The sequence below is a fragment of the Rufibacter roseolus genome, from assembly GCF_017916365.1.
Classification (GTDB): Bacteria; Bacteroidota; Bacteroidia; order Cytophagales; family Hymenobacteraceae; genus Nibribacter; species Nibribacter roseolus.
Genome location: NZ_JAFMSU010000003.1, coordinates 960,896 through 978,862, shown reverse-complemented (window position 1 = coordinate 978,862; position 17,967 = coordinate 960,896). Strand labels below are relative to the sequence as shown.

The window sequence follows — 17,967 nt, the reverse complement described above, 5'->3', positions numbered from 1 at the left end:
ACGGCACCTAAAAAGGTGCCGTTTTGTGAAAAAAGCTAAGAAATTATTCGTTGTCTTCCAGGGCAGCGGCCACTTTCTCTGGCTCGCCTTTCACAATGGCCCGGATCTTATTCTCAATTTCCTGCATCAGCTCTTCATTGTCCAGCAGGAACTGCTTCACGGCGTCGCGGCCCTGGCCTAAACGGTCGCCGTTGTAAGAGAACCAGGAACCTGATTTCTGTACCACGCCCAGTTCAACACCCAGGTCAAGGATCTCACCTACTTTGGAGATACCCTCACCGTACATGATGTCAAATTCCACCACTTTGAACGGAGGCGCCACTTTGTTTTTCACCACTTTCACTTTGGTGCGGTTACCGGTGATGCTGTCCGGACCTTCTTTGATCTGCCCGATACGACGGATATCCAGACGCACGGAAGCGTAGAACTTAAGGGCGTTACCACCAGTAGTGGTCTCTGGGTTACCGAACATCACACCAATCTTCTCACGCAACTGGTTGATGAAGATACAGCAGCAGCCGGTTTTGTTGATGGTACCGGTAAGTTTTCTCAGGGCCTGAGACATCAAACGTGCCTGAAGACCCATTTTGCTCTCACCCATGTCGCCTTCCAGTTCGCCTTTAGGCACCAGGGCGGCCACGGAGTCAATCACAATAATATCAATAGCACCGGAACGGATCAGATGGTCGGCGATCTCCAGGGCCTGCTCACCATTGTCTGGCTGCGAGATCAGGAGGTTCTCCGTATCAATGCCTAGTTTCTCAGCGTATGCTTTGTCGAAAGCGTGCTCGGCGTCAATGAACGCGGCAAGGCCACCTTTCTTCTGTGCCTCTGCAATGCAGTGCATGGTAAGCGTGGTTTTACCGGAAGATTCTGGTCCGTAGATCTCCACCACACGGCCACGCGGAAGACCTCCAATACCCAAGGCGATGTCTAAGCCCAGGGAGCCGGTAGAAATGGCCGGGATGTCCTCCACCTGCGTATCGTTCAGCTTCATGACCGTACCTTTGCCGTAGGTCTTGTCCAGCTTGTCGATGGTGAGTTGGAGCGCTTTCAATTTTTCGCTGTTTACACTCATGTCTGTGTTTTCTTTGCTTAATTATTTGTTGAATTTACAACTTCCTGAGCCAATCTGCAAACGCTAGCCGCGGCGTTTGTGGTGCTTGCCAGACTCTTTCCGGAGGCGTAAAAATGAAACACCCAAAGTACCGGATTTGTCCCCTGATTTACTACTTTTTTTAGTTATTTTTTCTAGTTTGTTGCTATTTAAAATAGCAAAACAGCAACTGCCAAATAACCATTCAGTTATAGCGCGGGAGAGGGCTCAGGGTTTTTCTCCTTGCTTCTTCTCAACAAAAACAGGGGCAAATAAGTTACAGAGCGGGTGGGTATTTTAACGGAGAAGGCCCAGGAAACGTAAGCCGGTTGAGACCGCTGTTTTAGGCCAGATTTCCGGAAAACGGCCAAGAAGCAGGAACCGGAGAGGTTAGTCGCTTCGAGCCTCCGTTTCTTTTCTAGCCGTCTTTAACTACCTTTCGGGGGAGGGGTGCGGCAGGAGCTGATGGCGGGGATCTTTCCCTTTTCTTTTTACCATTTCCCGTGGCAAAGCGGGATGTTCACAATTTGCTATGTCTAAAAAGTGGCTTCTGCCCGCCCTGGTGGCGTTTTTTACAGGTCAGGTGGCCTTTGCGCAGTTAAACAACAAAGCCTTTGAGACCCGGCAGCCGGTAAAGCCCGAGCAGGCCGGGGAACTGCAGTTGGGCCTCAACGCCTTTGGGTACCAGAAGAACAACGAGTACTTCAATGACATCGCTGAGGGCTACACCCTGTTTGGCTATCACCTGAACCCGCGCCTCATCTACTTCGCCTCGCCCAACGTGCGCATAGACGCCGGGGTGCAGGTGCAGAAAGACTTCGGATCTAAGCGGTACTCGCTGATGCAGCCCACCTTCACCATCCGCTACGAGAAGGATGACATGGCGCTGCTTTTCGGGACACTGCAAGGGCACCTGAACCACGGCTACATTGAACCCCTCTACGATTTTGAGCGTGTGATCACAAACCGGCTGGAGAACGGCCTGCAATACCTCCTGAACAAGCCCAACGTGAAGCTGGATGTCTGGATTGACTGGCAGCGCTACCTCCGCCGCCTGGACCCGTTCCAGGAAGAGGTTGCCGGCGGGGCCTCAGCTGAATTCACGTTGTACCGTACGCCGGTTTCGCTTGATTCTGAAGAAAACACCCCTAAAACGGAAACCTACATCGGCTTGCCGCTACAGTTCACGGCCCAGCACCGGGGCGGCCAGATTGACGTAACCGATCTGCCCCTGGTGACCTTGACCAATGCCGCGGCGGGGCTAGTGATCAGGAAAAGCTATGACAAGAAGTTTTTGAAGGCCCTGCATTTTCAGCCTTACGTGGTGGGTTGGAAAGATTTCTCCAATGAGAAGAACCTGGCTTTCAAGCAAGGCGGCGGTCTGTACCTCAACGCCGGTATTGATACCAAGTACCAGAACGTGATGCTGAGCTACTGGCACGGAAATGGGTACTACTCAGAGTTAGGCGGTAAGCTATACCCGTCGGTCTCCTCTAACTTCAAAACCCCAGATTTCACCGATAAGAACCGGCAGATCCTGATTGTGCGGTTCATGCATGACGTGGAGCTCATGGAAGGTCTGAGCCTGACTTTGCGGGTAGAGCCTTTCATTGACTTCGATAATCCGCAGCTGGAGTTCTCCAATAGCCTGTACCTCAATTTCAACTCAGATTTCTTCCTGGCCCGCCTGAAGAAAAGATAACCTTTGTTTTAGGGCTGATTTTAGGAAAACAGGCTTAGAACCCTTTCCACAGCAGCTGCGCGTTGGCATCGTCTTTCTTGAGGCGGTACACGTGGATGGGCTGGGGCGTGCCGGTGCCGTTCTCGGGTGCTACGGGCGTATAGGTCTTGAGGTGCGTGAAACCGCTGCGCTCGGCCACGCGTTGGCTTTTGTCATTGGTCACGGCGCAGCGCAGATTGATGCATTCCATGCGAAGGTCCTGGAACGCGTATCGGGCAAGGCCCTTGAGGGCCTCCGTGGCGTAGCCCTGCCCCTCGGCCTGGTCTCCCAGGTAGTAGCCTACTTCAGAGTAGGGTTTGCCGCGGGCCAGCCGCCGCAGGGTGATATCGCCTACGTAATCATCAAACTCTTTCCGCCAGATCCCGAAACTGTACAGGTCCCCGGCCTTGTGCTGCGAGATGAAAACCTTAATCCGGTGCTGCGCATCTGGTAAGGTGAGTACCGCCGAGGTGCGGTCCGGGAAGTCGGGGAGCAGGCGGGCGCGGTTCTGGTGCAGCAGTTCCCAGAAAGCAGGCGCATGCTCTACCGTATACGGAAGCAACCATAGCCTTTCGGTGGAAATCTCTACTTGATAGGCTGGGGAGGTAACAGTTGGCTGCATAGGCGGGAAAAGATAATCTTTTTGGGTGTACGGCCCTGCCAACCCGTAGATGCCAAAAAACTAACAATTTCTGCCAAGAGGCCGTTAAGGAAGGTACTGTCTTTTTGTCTTCTGCCCCATTTTTCTTCAAAGGGAAGGCAGGCCTGGCCACTCTTTGGTCTGGAAGAATGCCGCCGGCTGGTTCCGGCATCAGGGCGCCTGTTCCTTTTTATGGCGAAAGATAAGAGCAAGCCCTGGCAGGGTAATGAAAGTACCGGCAAACATATTCATTGCTTTTGCGCCTTGATAACGGCTTAAGCGATAAAGCAGCTTGTTTTCACCTGTTTTCAGAAAACCATGCACGAAAAGAGCATCCTTCAGTCTTTGCAGGAGTACGGCCGAGGCGTTATTGGCGGCTTGCTGTTCAGCCTGCCCATGCTCTACACCATGGAGATCTGGTGGGCCAGTTTCACCGTGTCGCCGTGGCTCTTGCTGCTCTACATTCTGGTGACCTCGGTCTCGCTGCTGGGCTATAACACCTACGCTGGTTTGCGGTCCAGTGCCTCCTGGAAAGAGATTGCCGTGGACTCTATAGAGGAGATGGGGCTGGGGCTGGTACTTGGTTTCCTTTTCCTCTGGCTATTGGGGGTGATCCAACCCACGGATATGTCTCTGGAGCGCATGGTGTACATGACGGTGGTGGAAGCCATGCCCATTGCCATTGGCGTTTCTATTGGCACGGCCCAGTTAGGTACCTCCGAGAAAGAGGACGACGAGTCTGAGGAAAAGAAGCCCCAGGAAAGTATCTTGGCCAAGCAGGACGCCGGACCGGCCTCTACTCTGGAGCAGATCATGCTGGCCACCTGCGCCAGCCTGATCTTTGGCGCGAGCATCGCCCCCACAGAGGAAGTCATGAAGATCTCCGCCGATGCCACCCCGCTGCAGTTGCTTCTGGTCTTTCTGGTGTCTCTGGCCTTGAGCAGCGCCATTCTTTTTTACGTGGGGTTCAGAGGTTCTTATGAAACCCCGGCCAATGAGGCTCCCACTTTCCTGGAGGTGGTGTATGGCCTGAGCATCACCTATGCCGCCGCGTTCTGCACTTCAGCGGGAGCGCTGTGGTTCTTCGGTCGCTTTGAGGGAGTGGGGTTGCAGGCTTGTATTGAGGCTACGGTAGTGCTGGGCCTGGTCTCGGCACTTGGAGCTTCGGCGGGACGGTTTTTGTTTGACCAGGAGTATAAATAAAGGAAAGCTATATGAAGAAAAATCCGCTGGAGTGGTTCGTGTTTGGGGCGAGTGTCCTGCTCATCATTGCCCTGCTGGGCTACCTGACAGTGAAAGCCTTTCACTACGAACACACGCCGCCGGATCTTAAAATCAAAATACTCCCGGAAAAGGACCGGCCCGGGCAGAACATCCATAGGGTTGAGCTGGTGAACATGGGAGAGCAGACCGCCGAGAACGTTATTGTGGAGGTTTCCCTTTTGCAGCAGGGTAGGGAGGTAGACAAAGCCGAGCTGCGTTTTCCGCTGGCGCCTAAGGAAAGCGTGCAGGAAGCCTGGATCACTTTCAAGACACCCAAGCAGACAGACCAGAAAATGTCAGTGCACATCTTGGGCTACAATAAACCATAAAAGAGCTAAACCCTGTGTTCAGGGCGTTCGCTGGTTATTTATTCAGGAAAGGATAGTTGTACTGCAAGGGACTGCCTAGTTGCTGCTGGCGGGCGATGACTTCCATGGAGTGGGCAATCTCGTTGAAATACTCCAGGCGACGGATCAACTGCTCTTTCAACAGCACGGTGCCCTCAGGGGTGCGCAGGTACGCGCGTTTGTCTTCCAGAATCCGGTGCATCACGTCAGACACGCGCTTGCCTTCCTGCATGTACACCGCGTGAAACTCCACCAAGGCATCAAAACCGTCTTTGGTTACCTGGCAGGGAAAGCCTGCGGAGGTAAGTACATCGCACAGGAGGTTTAGTTCCAAGGGCATGGAGATGTTGTACGGCGTGGTGCGTACATCCAGGCCTCTGTTGATGTAAGAGAAGATGGTTTCCAGGTTATTTTCAAAGCGTTCGTAAAGAGCTGCTGCTTCCATGCAAGTTCGGGTTAAAAGAATCGGGGGCAAAAGTACACAATGCGTTACTCTTTTGCACCACCTGCGGTTGCCTGCAGGTAAAGGCGTATTTTAATTTTGGGATCGTTTTCTCAAAATCGGGCTGAAAACATCCTATGAGGGTTCCATGAGCTGCGAGCTGCTGCCTGCTTCCCAAAAGAAGGTTCAGGCAGAAAGGCTTTTTAGTCCAGCGGGGCGTTATCCTTTTTAAGCCTGATTTCTGAAAAGCAGGCCTGAAAAGTTACAGAAGACCTTTGATGATTTGCTCTACAGTAATGCCCTCTGCCTCGGCTTTGAAGTTGCGCACCAGGCGGTGACGCAGAATGGGTACGGCCACGGCCTGCACGTCTTCAATGTCTGGGGAGTATTTGCCCCGGATGAGGGCATTGCATTTGGCGCCCATGATCAGGTGCTGCGAGGCCCGTGGTCCGGCGCCCCATTCCAGATATTGGTTTGTCTGCGAACTGGCTAGTTGGGTGTTGGGGCGAGTGGCATGCACCAGCTTTACGGCGTATTCCACCACGTTGTCGGTGACCGGTACGCGGCGCACCAGTTGCTGGAAGGCGGTGATCTCCTCGGCGTGCAGTACCACGTTGGGCGTGTGTTTGCGGTCACCGGTGGTGTTCTTCACAATCTGCAGCTCGGACTCGTAGCTGGGGTACTCCAGCGCCACGTGAAACATGAAGCGGTCCAGCTGCGCCTCGGGCAGGGGATAGGTTCCTTCCTGCTCTATGGGGTTCTGGGTGGCCAGCACAAAGAACGGGCGCGGCAGGTTATAGTGGTGGCCCGCCACGGTCACGGAGTATTCCTGCATAGCCTCCAGCAAGGCTGCTTGGGTCTTAGGCGGCGTACGGTTGATCTCATCTGCCAGCACGATGTTGGCGAACACCGGGCCCTTCACAAACTGGAAATGACGGTTCTGGTCCAGCGTTTCGGAGCCCAAAATGTCAGAAGGCATCAAATCTGGGGTGAACTGCACCCGGTTGAACGACAGGTCCAGGGAGTTGGAGATGGTCTGGATCAGGAGCGTTTTGGCCAGACCAGGCACCCCCACCAACAAACAATGCCCCTGACAAAAAACAGCAGTCAGCACCAGTTTTACTACTTCCTCCTGACCAATAATGGTGTGGGAAATCTCAGCGGTCAGACGCTGGTAGGCATGGTGAAGCGCATCTGCGGCTTCTTTGTCAGAGGCAAAGGGAGGCATAGAGGGGAGTTTATTCGTCTAAACTACAGGTTTTGAAATCTGGGGCGATGTCTACGAACACCGTTTCTTTGTTTTTCTCAAACCACTCACTGATGGCTTTGTTGCGTTTGTCGGCTAGGGCCGCAGCGGCAATCTTCTGGTAATCGTCACGCATGTTGGCCTGGTGCGGGGCAGCCTTTGATTTCAGATACAGAATGCGCATGGCCTCTTTCCCGTCCTCGGTACGGTACGGAAGCGGACCGCTGATGGAACCTACCTGCATGGTATCAATCACGAAGAAGATAGACGGGTCCACTTTATCCACCGGAATGTAAGTGGTAGGGCTGTTAGGCATGGTGATCATACCGCCGTTCCCCTTGGAAGACATGTCATCTGAGAATTCCTTGGCCGCTTTGGCGAAAGTTAGGCTGTCAGACATGATGCGGGTTCTGATGCTGTCCAGCAGACGGGCGGTTTGCTGCATGTCTACCTGAGCTGTAGCCGGCTTGATGAGGATGTGGCGGGTGTTGAACTCCTCGCCGCGGCGCTCAATCAACTGGATGATGTGGAAACCGAACATGGACTCAATCACGGGAGAAGTCTCGCCGGGCTGCAGTTTAAGAGCGGCTGCCTCGTATTCAGGTACCAACTCGCGTTTCTTGAAGAAGCCCAGCTCTCCGCCGGCAGCCCCGGAACCCGGGTCCTGCGAAAACTGCCGGGCCAGCGTGGCGAAGTCCTCACCAGCTAAGATGCGTTTTCTGATGCCTTCCAGCTGTTCGCGGGCTGCCTGTTTCTGGGCGGTTCCAATCTGCGCAATCTTCACAATCTGGCCTACTTCTACCTCGGTGGAGAAATAAGGCAAGCTGTCTTTGGGAATACGGTTGAAATACTGCTGTACCTCTTTGGGTGTCACTTTCATTTTGCCGGCAATCTCGCGCTCCATTTTCTGAACGGTCATCTGCTCTTTGAGGCTGCGGCGCAAGTCACTGCGGATCTCGCTCATGGGCTTGTTGTAGTACGCCTCCAGTTTCTCCTGGCTCCCAATCTGGGCAATGAACTGGTTCAGGCGGCCTTCCAGCTCGGCATTGATGGTGTTTTCTTCTACAATGACAGAGTCCACCTCGGCACGGGCCAGCAATAGTTTATTCTGGACAAGTGAGCGCAGGATCTCGCAGCGCAGGTTAGGGGATTTATAGCCCTGGCTTACCGCGTTGGCGTGCTGAAACTCCAGCTCTGACCGTAACACGATATGCCCTCCTACTTTGGCCACAATGTTATCTATCAGGGCAGCTTGCTGGGCCTCTGCGTTTTGCGTCAGAGTGCCCAGGGTAATCAGTAGAAGGAGGCTTTTAAGGAAAGAAGAATAAGAAATTCTGATTTTCATGGTATTCTGTATAGCGGTCTCTAGCTATAGAACCGCTTCTCGTGCAAATTAGTATAGTGGTAAACAAACAAAGCTAGGCAAACGCCTTCACTTAAAGAAACTTCCGGAGGGCTTAGTGCTTAATAAGCTTCTGCACCTCTGGCTGGTTGATGCTTACCGGGTATTTCTGGCGCAGTTCTTTGATCCATTCCTGCTCCAGGTAATTCTGGTAATCTGAGATCACCACGCCGCGGGTCTCGTTCAGTTTCTTAGGGGTAGGCGGATCTACCTGGTCAATCTTGATCCAGAGAATGCGGCCATCCTGGGTGAGGTTGTAGGTACCCGGCTTCCAGGTAACCGCATCCAGCACCTTGTTCTCGCCGCGCTGGAACTTGCGCGAAGTAACCTGCAGGGCCAGCGGGTTGCTTTGGTTTAACTGTTCGGCCATGGCTTGCAGATCTGAGGTATACACGGTCACGGCCACACGGCGGGTTCCGGCTAATTGGGCCGTAGAAGGCACAATCTTAATGCGCTCTCCTTTAATCCCTTTCTGCTGCAGGTAGTTCTTCACCGCAGTGGCCCGGCGGGCTCCCAAGGTTGAGTTTCTCTGGTTTGCGCTTTCGCGGGCGTCAATGTAACCGGTCACATCCAGGCTGAGGGCAGAGTCTGCCTGCATGGTAGAAGCCAGCTGATCCAGCTGGGCCGTGGCTGCATTGGAAAGTTTATTTGCGCCGGTGGTAAAGAGCAGGTCAATTTGCTTGTGTCTGGAAGACGGGAACCTACCCGCAGCCAACAGGGCTTTGGCTTGGTTCATCACAGCAGAGTTGGCGGCGCTGAGGATGGTAGCCTGGGCCCGCTCGCCCCACATGTAGTTGGCTTTGTTTGCCTCAAAGAAAGCTTTCAAGCCCACGGTGTCCTCCACTGCTTTGGCCCATACCTTCTCCTCCATAAGCTGGAACAGCAGGATGCCGTCATGGTACTCGTTCACCAGCATCTTGTAATCCTGGTGTTTTTCCTCCAGGTGCTCACGCTCGTAATCCAGCAGGCTGGTTTCCACAAACTTGTCATAGAGCAGGTTCATGGCATGGGAAGGAGACACGTTCTGGCGGGCGCGCTGGTTCGCCTCAATGTACGTGGCAAAGCTCCCTACGGTATAGGGCTTACCGGCAATGGTGAACAGCGTAGCGGTAGGCAGGTTCTTGGGCTCAGCGGGCACGCTGAATTTCCATTTGCCAGTTACCAGGGTTGAATCTGCCAGTTTGAGGGTAGCCGTTTTAATGGCCTGGTTCTCCTGGAACTTGTTCTCGGCTTTGATGCGGCGCAGGAATGCGGCTTTGTTCAGCTCAGAGCGCGAGTCTTTGGCAATACGGTTCCGCAGCGAGGTCTCCATCTCTTCATAAGACGGCAGTTCTTTGCGCTCCAGCAGCTTGATGATGTGCCAGCCGTAAACCGTCTGCACAGGTGGCGTGATGGCTCCCGGCTGCGCCAGGGCGAAAGCGGCTTCCTCAAAGGAAGGAATCATGCGGCCGGTGCCAAACCAAGGCAACTCCCCGCCGTTATCCGCCGAGGCGGCGTCTTCTGAGAACTGAGAGGTGAGTTTGTTCCAGTCTTCCTTGCGCAGGACGCGGCTGTAGATCTCGTCAATCTTCTTCTTGGCGGCCAGGGAATCTGCTTTGGGCAGGCCTTGCTGCGCCCGCACCATGATGTGCGCCACTTTGATCTCGCCCTGGGCCGGGCGTACTTCGTTTACTTTGATGATATGGTACCCAAAACGGGTTCTCACCGGCTGCGAGATTTGACCTACCGGCGTGTTGAAGGCGGCGTTCTCAAAAGGGTATACCATCTGCAGGGCAGTGAAATAACCTAAGTTGCCGTTGTTCTCCCGGGCAGACGGGTCTTCAGAGAAACGCTGGGCCAGTTGCTCAAACGGGGTGCCGTTTACCGCCTGGTTCCGCAAATCCATGATCTTTTGGTAAGCGGCCAGCGTGTCTTTGGGATCGGCCTCCATGTCCACGGAAACAAGAATGTGGGTGGCGTTTACTTCTTTCTTCAGGCGCTCGTAGGCTTCGCGCACTAGTTGATCGGTTACGCTTTTCTCCGTGAGGAAAGGTTGCGCCAGTTGTTCTTTGTAACCGCCCAGCTCTGTTTTAAACGCCTGGGTGGTATCCAGACCGCGGCTCTTGGCCTCCGCCACTTTCAGCTTGAAATTGGTGTACAGGTTCAGGTACTCGTTTACGCTGGCGCTGGAAAAAGCACTGTCTGCGGCGCTGTTGTTTTTCTCATACACGTAAGCGAACTCAGAGACCGGTACTTTCTCTGGGCCAATGGTGAGCAAAACAGGTTCCGCGGCCTTTTTAGGGGAGGTACACTGGAATAGGAGCAGGGCACTCAGGCCCACATACAAAGAAGTAACTCGCATAGGTGTCAGCAAAATGCAGGATGTGTAGGCTATAGACTTCCCTTACATTATGCAATTTTACTCATTTTTTTGGAGAGAACAGGCTACTATTGAAAAACATAGTGCCCTGGAGGCGGGCTGGAAGAAAACCACCTCCGTTTTTGGCATATTTTGCTTAAAACAGGCCAAAAACGGTTTTTATTGTGCGGCTTGGGAAAAATATAGTCCTGTGCCTACACCAGGAGTTTGTGCATGCGGCAGATATTGGTTGACCCCTTCACACTGTATTCTACCTTGTCCATGATCCGGTTCACCAGGGCCACGCCCACGCCCCCCTTTTTACCCGCCTTTATGTTGTCATGGATGTTAGGCGCTTTGTAGTTGGCCTGCACAAAGGGGGTGCCGTTGTCTTCCAGCTCAAAAACAATTTCCCGGTCATCATACCTGATGGTGAGGCAGAGGTTTTTCTGGCTGTCTTCCTTGTTGGAGTGGATGATCAGGTTGGCGCAGATCTCGTCTACGGCCAGGATGATCTGGTTTAACGTGATCTCAGACAAGTGGACAGGAGAGAGGGTATCCGTCACAAAGGTGCGGATAATTTTAAGGTTCTTCCTGTCACAACTGACCCGGATCTTATTAGTCATTGGCAATGGTCACGGCTTCTTCATAGGAAGAGACGATGGTCATGAGCAGGTCCAGCCCCAAAATCTCGAACACGTTACGTACTTTCTCCTGCATGTTGAAGAAAATAAGCTTGATCTGAGCATCTTCAAAACGCTGCAAGTGCGAGATGAACACGCCTAAACCGGCCGAGGAAATGTAGTTGAGGTTTTTGCAGTCCACCAGGATCTTGCCAAACATCATGATGCTGGGGTTGGAGAGCTCTTCGTCCAATAACACGGAGGAGCTGGCGTCTAACTCACCATCTAAACTGATGGTGATGGTGTTGTCTGTGATAGTATGTTTTATTTTCATCGTGCTTCTTTACGAATCATCTAATTAATAGGTTGACGCGGTTTGAACTTGATCACAAGCAGGGTTTGGTCATCATAGAGGATATCATTGCTGAAGTCGCTGACATCGTTGATGATAGCGCTTTTGATGTCCTCGGCCTCTAAATGATATGTCTGGGAAAGCATGTATTTCAGGCGCTCCTCGCCGTACTCCTCCTGGCGGGAGTTACGGGCCTCCACAATGCCATCGGTGTAAATCACCATCACATCGCCGGGGTTATAATCATAGTGCAGCCGGTGGATGCGCTTGGCGTAAGAGGCGTCCCTGATAATGCCCAAACCCAATCCCTCTGTCTGGAAATAGAACGTATCTTCTATCATAGAGTTGTAGTAAAGGGTATGGCAATGGCCCGCCCGGGCAAAGGAAACGCCCTGCATCTCATAATCAATGATATACAGAGATGACGTGATAAAAGAGGTGCGCTCCAGGCAGCGGCTCAGGGCACTGTTGGCCTGGATCATGAACTCATCCGGCAGCAAGTCCTGCTGCATGAGGCCGTGGAAAATGCCTTTCATCTGCGCCATGTGGAACGCCGCCGAGATTCCTTTCCCAGATACGTCACCAATGATAATGGCGATGCGGGATTTGCTTAGTTGCAGGTAATCATAGAAGTCGCCGCCCACTTCTTTGGCCGCCTGGGCGTAGGTGCTGATCTCAAACCAGGTATCAGTGGGGAATTTCTTGGGGTTGAGGCGGTCCTGCACCAGGCTTGCGATCTTGAGTTCCTCTTTGTAGCGCTCATTCTGCAAGGATTCCTGCATGAGCCGCAGGTTCTCAATGGTCAATACCGTCTGGTTCGCGAAGGACTGCACCACGCTGATAGAGTCAGGGTCAAAGCCCTGTTCTACTTCCAGCAGCAAGTATAGCACGCCGTAGCGCCGTTTGGCCGACACCAGCGGCACCACCAGCAGGGAGTTGTAAAGGCTGGGCAGGCTTTTAAACTCGGGCAGCAGGTTCAGGTCGCCGTTCACGTACACGCTGTCCGGGGTTGAACTGTCCTGCTCCTGCACGTTTTCCATCAAGGCCTTTACTGCCTCCTGCACCTGGGTGTCAATGGGGTTACCGGTAAATTCAGAGGTGTCAACGTGGGTGGTCTCATTTATTTCCAGCCAGGCGGCATCTGCCCCGGTGGCTTTCACGGCACTCTCAAACAGCATTTTGTACACCTCATCCTCGCTCTGGCCCTGCTGAATGGTATGGCTCAGGCGCTGGAAGCTCAGTAAGTCGGCGTTTCTCTGCTCAAAAACCCGGGACGTGGGTAAACTGAACAGTGCCACCAGCAAAGAAACCAGGGCGTACAGAAACGCGAAAGCCAGGGTCAGCAGGATGAACGGGTTGTCTGTGTAGTCCACTTCCAGCTCTGGGGAATCGGCGTAGACGAACAGGAAGTTGGCGAACAGCACCCCAGAGGCCAGTACCGCCGTGAGCAGGAAAATACAGCTCCATTTCTTGTCAAGGGTGAGGAAAGCCACCCACCGTTGGTGCACGCTCATGTACAGGCTGTAGGCAAGCAAAAGGCCCAGGTCCAGGATCAGGAAAACGTGGCTCATGTACTGCACGTTGAGCAGGGGCACTAAAAGGCTGAGATAGACCAAAATCTCAAACCACTTCCACTGGCTCTGGACATCCTTGGTTTTGTGGTAGAGGATGAACTGCCGCCAGGTGTAGAAAGCCTTGCCCAGAAAATACACCAGAAACCCAAAGAAAACCTGGTAGAAGATATCCAGCAGGTAAGGGCTGTTCACCCAATATTGGTTCAGCCCTGGGTACCCTATGTGGAGGAGCAGGCAGACGTACGCGCCCAGGCCGCCTTTCACAAACAGGCCCCAAAGCGGAGAAGTGAACTCTGCGCTCCGCTGGATTGGCACGTGCGTGCGCTGGTGCAGGAAAACGGAAAGGATGAACACCACCGACAGCACGTTGTTCAGGTACGGGGTAGCCGCGTTGGCTTCGCCCATAAACCCTTGCCGGGCCAAAAACAACACGTTCACCAATAGCAAGACCCAGCTTACACTTCCGGTTAAAAAGCACAACTGTTTAATGGTTTTGTCTTGGGGCATTGGAGAGATTGCCTGCGGGTGATGGTTATGTAATGGCTGTGGGTGAATACGAGAATTTCTTAAAAGTAACTAAAAAAAACTTATGTTCTTCATGCAGCACTTTTGCCATATTTCCGGGGTGAATGCATCCGGCTGAAAGACAAAAGGTTGCCTTTGAATAAAGGAAATAGATAATTCAGCATAGGGTAAATCTATATAGGAAACGCTAAATCTAAGACAATGATTCACCAGAAGGTGGCAGGATGAAAGGTTTGTGACTACCTATTTTGTTATTTGTGTATAAAATATTGATTTTTAAGCGATTGATCGAAAAGTTTGGTGAGGAGAATATTGGAAAAACAGGAGCCGGGAGAGCTTCTGGAGAGTAGGATAGCAAAATAGTCTCTGAAATTAAGCTAAAGATCGCCGGAGGTGGTGATGTCAATGGTTGGTTTATGGACTTTTCCATTCTGCGTATATCATCCCTTTTAACGAGAGCTCAAATCCTAAACTGAACAATGCAAGATTTGCAGCAGCAGACTGTGATATGTGAGATGGAAGAAGCGCGCCTTGGTAGGTAATGCACTTGCGCCAGTGGACAGGCTTTCAACTCCCAGGGAAAACCTGTTTTAGTGGGTTTTCTTAAAAACAGGCTGTTAACAGAAGTGCTCTTTTCATGTGTAACCCTTCTCCATAAACGAATTTTGCTCTGCCCAAACGGATGGACAGAGCAAAACAGGAAAGATTTATTAATTGCCGGAGAGGCTTTTCTACAAGTTAACGGCTGTAGTTAGGAGCCTCGCGGGTGATCTGAACGTCATGCGGATGGCTTTCGCGGAGACCGGCTCCGGTGATTTTCACCATCTTGGCTTTCTTGAGGGTGTCAATGTCCGGGGCGCCGCAGTAGCCCATTCCGGCTTTGAGGCCGCCTACCAGTTGGTACAGCACCTCACCGGCCAGGCCTTTGTACGGCACGCGGCCCACAATGCCTTCAGGCACCAGTTTCTTCACATCGTCCTCTGCATCCTGGAAATAACGGTCTTTGGAGCCTTCGCCCATGGCCTCAATGGAACCCATGCCTCGGTAGGTCTTGAACTTACGGCCTTCGTAGATCTGCATGTCGCCGGGAGCTTCCTCGGTACCGGCCAGGAGTGAACCGATCATGATGGTGCTGGCCCCGCCCGCGATGGCTTTCACCAGATCTCCGGAGAACTTGATCCCGCCATCGGCGATGACCGGTACGCCGGTTCCTTCCAGGCCTTTCACAGCTTCAATCACCGCTGAAAGCTGCGGAACGCCAATCCCGGCGATGATGCGGGTGGTACAGATGGAGCCAGGGCCAACGCCCACTTTCACGGCATCGGCGCCGGAGTCTGCCAGGGCACGGGCACCTTCAGCGGTAGCCACGTTGCCGGCAATGAGGTCCACATTAGGGAAAGCGTCTTTGATTCTGCGTACCGCGTCCATCACGCCTTTAGAGTGGCCGTGAGCGGTGTCCACGCTGATCACGTCTACGCCGGCTTCCACCAGGGCGCCTACGCGGTCCAGTACGTCTGGGGTAACTCCCACGGCAGCACCTACGCGTAACCGGCCGAACTCGTCTTTGCAGGCGTAAGGGCGGTGTTTTCTCTTGAGAATGTCCTTGTAGGTGATCAAGCCTACCAGTACGCCTTTTTCGTCAATGACCGGAAGTTTCTCTATTTTATATTCCTGGAGGATGTCCTCGGCCTTGTCCAGTTCAATGCCTCTGGGGGCGGTTACCAGGCGGTCTTTGGTCATGATCTCGGAAACCTTCACCGAGTAGTTTTTCTCGAACCGAAGGTCACGGTTGGTGATGATGCCCACCAGTTTCTTGTCTTCAGACACAATAGGAATACCTCCTATGCGGTGCTCCTTCATGATCTGAACAGCCTCACCCAAAGTGGCGTGCTCATCCAGGGTCACCGGGTCCAGGATCATGCCGCTCTCAGAGCGTTTCACCTTGCGCACCTGCTCGGCTTGCTGCTTGATGCTCATGTTTTTGTGGATGAAACCTATTCCGCCTTCCTGCGCCATGGCAATGGCCATGTCTGCCTCGGTCACGGTATCCATGGCCGCCGACACAATAGGAATGTTCACCCGGATGTTGCGGGTAAGCTGGGTGGAAGTATTAGTATCTTTTGGGAGTACCTCTGAGTAGGCGGGTAATAGCAGAACGTCGTCGTAAGTCAGGGCTTCGAACAACAGATTGGGAGCGTGAAACTGCATGGCAAATAGCGTATATGGTATTTGCCACGTAAAATTAAGGGAAAAGTTGAATATCCTAGTGTGTGACGGAAAACTTTCTTTTAGGCAGGGGCCGTTTTGTGCCTTACTCCCTGAAAAGAGGCCAAAAGCGGTATGGTTTAGTATACCGGAAAAGCCGGGTCTACATCCTCAGCCCAGGCATGCACACCGCCTTTAAGATTGAGCAGGTTGGTGAAGCCGTGGCGCTGCTGAAGGAACATTAGGGCCTGGGCACTCCGGAAACCATGGTGGCAAATGAGCACCGTGGGAGTCTCCTTGTCCAGGGTAGGGGCGGCTTTGGGGATGTCAGCGAGCGGGATCAGTTCGCCACCCAGATTGCAGATGGCCCATTCTGCCGGTTCGCGCACATCAATGAGCTGTAACGGTTCCTGGCGGTCTAAACGTTCTTTCAGTTGCTGGGGCGTAATCTCTGGGAGCATGCGTCAAAGATAGGGCTAAATAATTTGGCAATAATATCCGTCAGGCACGTAAACCAACCGGCAGGCTTCTATTTTTGTGCACTTTACATGAAAGACCGTCCGCGTTTAAGGCCCATTTCCCTGAAAGCAGGCCTTAAACGGGGACGATGGCAATGACTCTTTATGGAACTTCTCTCCCCAAGCCAATGGGATTTGGCTACAGTTACTGAGATTGTGGGCGTGATCACGGGTTTGCTGTGCGTTTGGTTGGCCGCCTGGCAGAACATCTGGACCTTCCCCATAGCGCTCATCAGTGTAACGCTGTACATCGTGATTTTCTATGAGGCCCGGCTCTACGCCGATATGGGCTTGCAGGTGATGTTTGCGGGGCTCAACTTCTACGGCTGGTACATGTGGCTGTACAAAGGAAACCAACGTGAGGAGCGGCCGGTCTCCCGCATGACTTCCCGGCAGTGGATGTGGCTGTTGCTGTTTGTACCCTTGTTCACCCTGGGCTTAGGCACCTACCTGCACACCAACACCGACGCCGACCTGGCTTACTGGGATGCCGCCACCACCGCGGTGAGCCTGGGTGCCCAATGGCTCATGAGCCGGAAGAAACTGGAGAACTGGCTTATCTGGATTGTGGTGGACGCCGTGTACGTGCCCATCTATCTGTACAAAGAACTCTACCCAACGGCTGTGTTGTACTTCCTGTACCTGGCGCTGGCGTGGTGGGGCTACGTAGACTGGAAGAAAGACCTGCAGCGGATTCAGGAGGAGAAGGTGCCCTCGCCATCCATGGGGTGAGCGGACTGCTTCAAAGGTTATTTTGCCTAAATAGTAAAAAAATCACATTTTCATTTGCTTATGTAAGTTTTTTCCTCCTACATTTGGTCTGTCTATCATCTGAGTCCCCATGATGCAATTATTTATCCGGTACCTGCTTGTGCTTATCGCTACCCTTCCGGTAGTAGGTGGGCAGGCGTGTGCCGCATCAATGGGCGAAGCAGTGGTAGAAAGCCCCTCCCAGCATGTTGAAGCTTGCCTTAGGGCTGCTGCTTCTGAGGAACTGCTTTTCGTCTTTAAACAGGCGGTGCTGAATGAGTCTTTTTCTGAGGAAGAGACAGTTACGCATGCGCCCGGTTTTGATTCTCCAGTGGGCGAACCAGCCTCAGCCTTCTTCTCTGGTTTATCTTTTACACAGTGGCCATCGGCTTCAGACCGGGAGTATGGTTCAGCGGTTGCTACGGCAGCGCATCTGCCGCTCTACATGCGGTACCACAGTTACAGGCTATAGGCCAAAATCCTTTTTTTTACTGACACCCGTTGCGTGCTTCTAAAGAGCTTTGCCCGGAAAAATCATATCCAGGCTGATCTGTTTTCTTTGGGTTTACCCACCTGAGGTCGGTGTAATTTAGGTTTAATGCTTTTACCGGTTGAGCTTCTATGAGAGTTGCCGGGCTAGATTTCATTTCTTCAGAAAGCAGTCCTGAGCTCTTTTAAATGAATCTTTAATCCGCAGGCGATCCGCACTCAACATCCAGAAGGCAGCTATCACCAGCACTGCAACAGATTTACCGGTTAAAGAAGGATTTTCATTATTAAGAATTCATCGTTTAGGGCCTGTTTTCCGAAAAGCAGGTCTTATACGGAAAGAAACAGAGGTTGGTGGGAGCCGGAGCTATGGGGATACTCCCGCAGGTGCAATGTCATCTGCCCCGCTAACCTCTCATGAACTAAGTGCCGCTGCC

16 protein-coding genes are annotated in these 17,967 nt (G+C 52.8%); 5 read left to right on the top strand and 11 right to left on the bottom strand.

The window, feature by feature from the left end:
* Positions 1 to 43: 43 nt before the first annotated feature.
* Positions 44 to 1,078 carry a recombinase RecA gene (gene recA / locus J3P35_RS19855; RefSeq protein WP_210466487.1) on the bottom strand — a complete coding sequence of 345 codons (1,035 nt, stop codon included), beginning with the start codon at positions 1,076 to 1,078 and terminating at the stop codon, positions 44 to 46.
* A 550-nt stretch (positions 1,079 to 1,628) separates the two neighbouring features.
* On the opposite strand from recA, the gene J3P35_RS19850 reads away from it, so the two are divergent.
* Complete coding sequence (locus J3P35_RS19850; RefSeq protein ID WP_246850381.1) at positions 1,629 to 2,798, top strand: hypothetical protein; 1,170 nt, start codon at positions 1,629 to 1,631, stop codon at positions 2,796 to 2,798.
* Positions 2,799 to 2,832: 34 nt separating this feature from the next.
* Here J3P35_RS19850 and J3P35_RS19845 read toward each other — a convergent pair whose 3' ends face one another.
* Positions 2,833 to 3,438 carry a GNAT family N-acetyltransferase gene (locus J3P35_RS19845; RefSeq protein ID WP_210466486.1) on the bottom strand — a complete coding sequence of 202 codons (606 nt, stop codon included), beginning with the start codon at positions 3,436 to 3,438 and terminating at the stop codon, positions 2,833 to 2,835.
* 336 nt (positions 3,439 to 3,774) lie between these two features.
* Between J3P35_RS19845 and J3P35_RS19840 the strand changes: the two genes are divergently transcribed.
* Both J3P35_RS19840 and J3P35_RS19835 read left to right on the top strand, forming a co-directional pair.
* Positions 3,775 to 4,659, top strand: coding sequence for a DUF2391 family protein (locus J3P35_RS19840; protein WP_210466485.1), 885 nt, complete (start codon positions 3,775 to 3,777; stop codon positions 4,657 to 4,659).
* 11 nt (positions 4,660 to 4,670) lie between these two features.
* Entirely contained in the window at positions 4,671 to 5,048 is a 378-nt protein-coding gene (locus J3P35_RS19835; protein ID WP_210466484.1) for a hypothetical protein, read from the top strand.
* Between the two features lie 34 nt (positions 5,049 to 5,082).
* Here the strand turns inward: J3P35_RS19835 and J3P35_RS19830 are convergent, their stop codons facing one another.
* The 9 genes from J3P35_RS19830 to J3P35_RS19790 all read right to left on the bottom strand — a co-directional run bounded on the left by J3P35_RS19830 (position 5,083) and on the right by J3P35_RS19790 (position 16,234).
* Complete coding sequence (locus tag J3P35_RS19830) at positions 5,083 to 5,511, bottom strand: hypothetical protein (RefSeq protein ID WP_210466483.1); 429 nt, start codon at positions 5,509 to 5,511, stop codon at positions 5,083 to 5,085.
* Positions 5,512 to 5,770: 259 nt separating this feature from the next.
* Positions 5,771 to 6,736: an AAA family ATPase gene (locus J3P35_RS19825; protein ID WP_210466482.1), complete on the bottom strand. Its 966-nt coding sequence runs from the start codon at positions 6,734 to 6,736 to the stop codon at positions 5,771 to 5,773.
* Positions 6,737 to 6,746: 10 nt separating this feature from the next.
* Positions 6,747 to 8,099 carry a peptidylprolyl isomerase gene (locus tag J3P35_RS19820; protein ID WP_210466481.1) on the bottom strand — a complete coding sequence of 451 codons (1,353 nt, stop codon included), beginning with the start codon at positions 8,097 to 8,099 and terminating at the stop codon, positions 6,747 to 6,749.
* 112 nt (positions 8,100 to 8,211) lie between these two features.
* Positions 8,212 to 10,497: a peptidylprolyl isomerase gene (locus tag J3P35_RS19815; RefSeq protein WP_210466480.1), complete on the bottom strand. Its 2,286-nt coding sequence runs from the start codon at positions 10,495 to 10,497 to the stop codon at positions 8,212 to 8,214.
* 212 nt (positions 10,498 to 10,709) lie between these two features.
* Positions 10,710 to 11,120 carry an ATP-binding protein gene (locus tag J3P35_RS19810; RefSeq protein ID WP_210466479.1) on the bottom strand — a complete coding sequence of 137 codons (411 nt, stop codon included), beginning with the start codon at positions 11,118 to 11,120 and terminating at the stop codon, positions 10,710 to 10,712.
* A complete protein-coding gene (locus J3P35_RS19805) occupies positions 11,113 to 11,451 on the bottom strand; it encodes an STAS domain-containing protein (protein WP_062544051.1) in 339 nt (112 codons plus the stop codon). The genes J3P35_RS19810 and J3P35_RS19805 overlap by 8 nt, the downstream gene beginning before the upstream one ends.
* A 20-nt stretch (positions 11,452 to 11,471) precedes the next feature.
* Complete coding sequence (locus J3P35_RS19800) at positions 11,472 to 13,550, bottom strand: PP2C family protein-serine/threonine phosphatase (protein ID WP_210466478.1); 2,079 nt, start codon at positions 13,548 to 13,550, stop codon at positions 11,472 to 11,474.
* A gap of 756 nt (positions 13,551 to 14,306) precedes the next feature.
* On the bottom strand, positions 14,307 to 15,776 hold the full coding sequence (guaB, locus tag J3P35_RS19795) for an IMP dehydrogenase (RefSeq protein WP_210466477.1): 1,470 nt from the start codon (positions 15,774 to 15,776) through the stop codon (positions 14,307 to 14,309).
* Positions 15,777 to 15,913: 137 nt separating this feature from the next.
* A complete protein-coding gene (locus J3P35_RS19790) occupies positions 15,914 to 16,234 on the bottom strand; it encodes a rhodanese-like domain-containing protein (protein WP_210466476.1) in 321 nt (106 codons plus the stop codon).
* A gap of 192 nt (positions 16,235 to 16,426) precedes the next feature.
* Here J3P35_RS19790 and pnuC point away from each other — a divergent pair, with 192 nt between their 5' ends.
* Positions 16,427 to 17,023 carry a nicotinamide riboside transporter PnuC gene (gene pnuC / locus J3P35_RS19785; RefSeq protein ID WP_246850380.1) on the top strand — a complete coding sequence of 199 codons (597 nt, stop codon included), beginning with the start codon at positions 16,427 to 16,429 and terminating at the stop codon, positions 17,021 to 17,023.
* Positions 17,024 to 17,132: 109 nt separating this feature from the next.
* On the top strand, positions 17,133 to 17,513 hold the full coding sequence (locus J3P35_RS19780; protein ID WP_210466474.1) for a hypothetical protein: 381 nt from the start codon (positions 17,133 to 17,135) through the stop codon (positions 17,511 to 17,513).
* Positions 17,514 to 17,967: the final 454 nt, after the last annotated feature.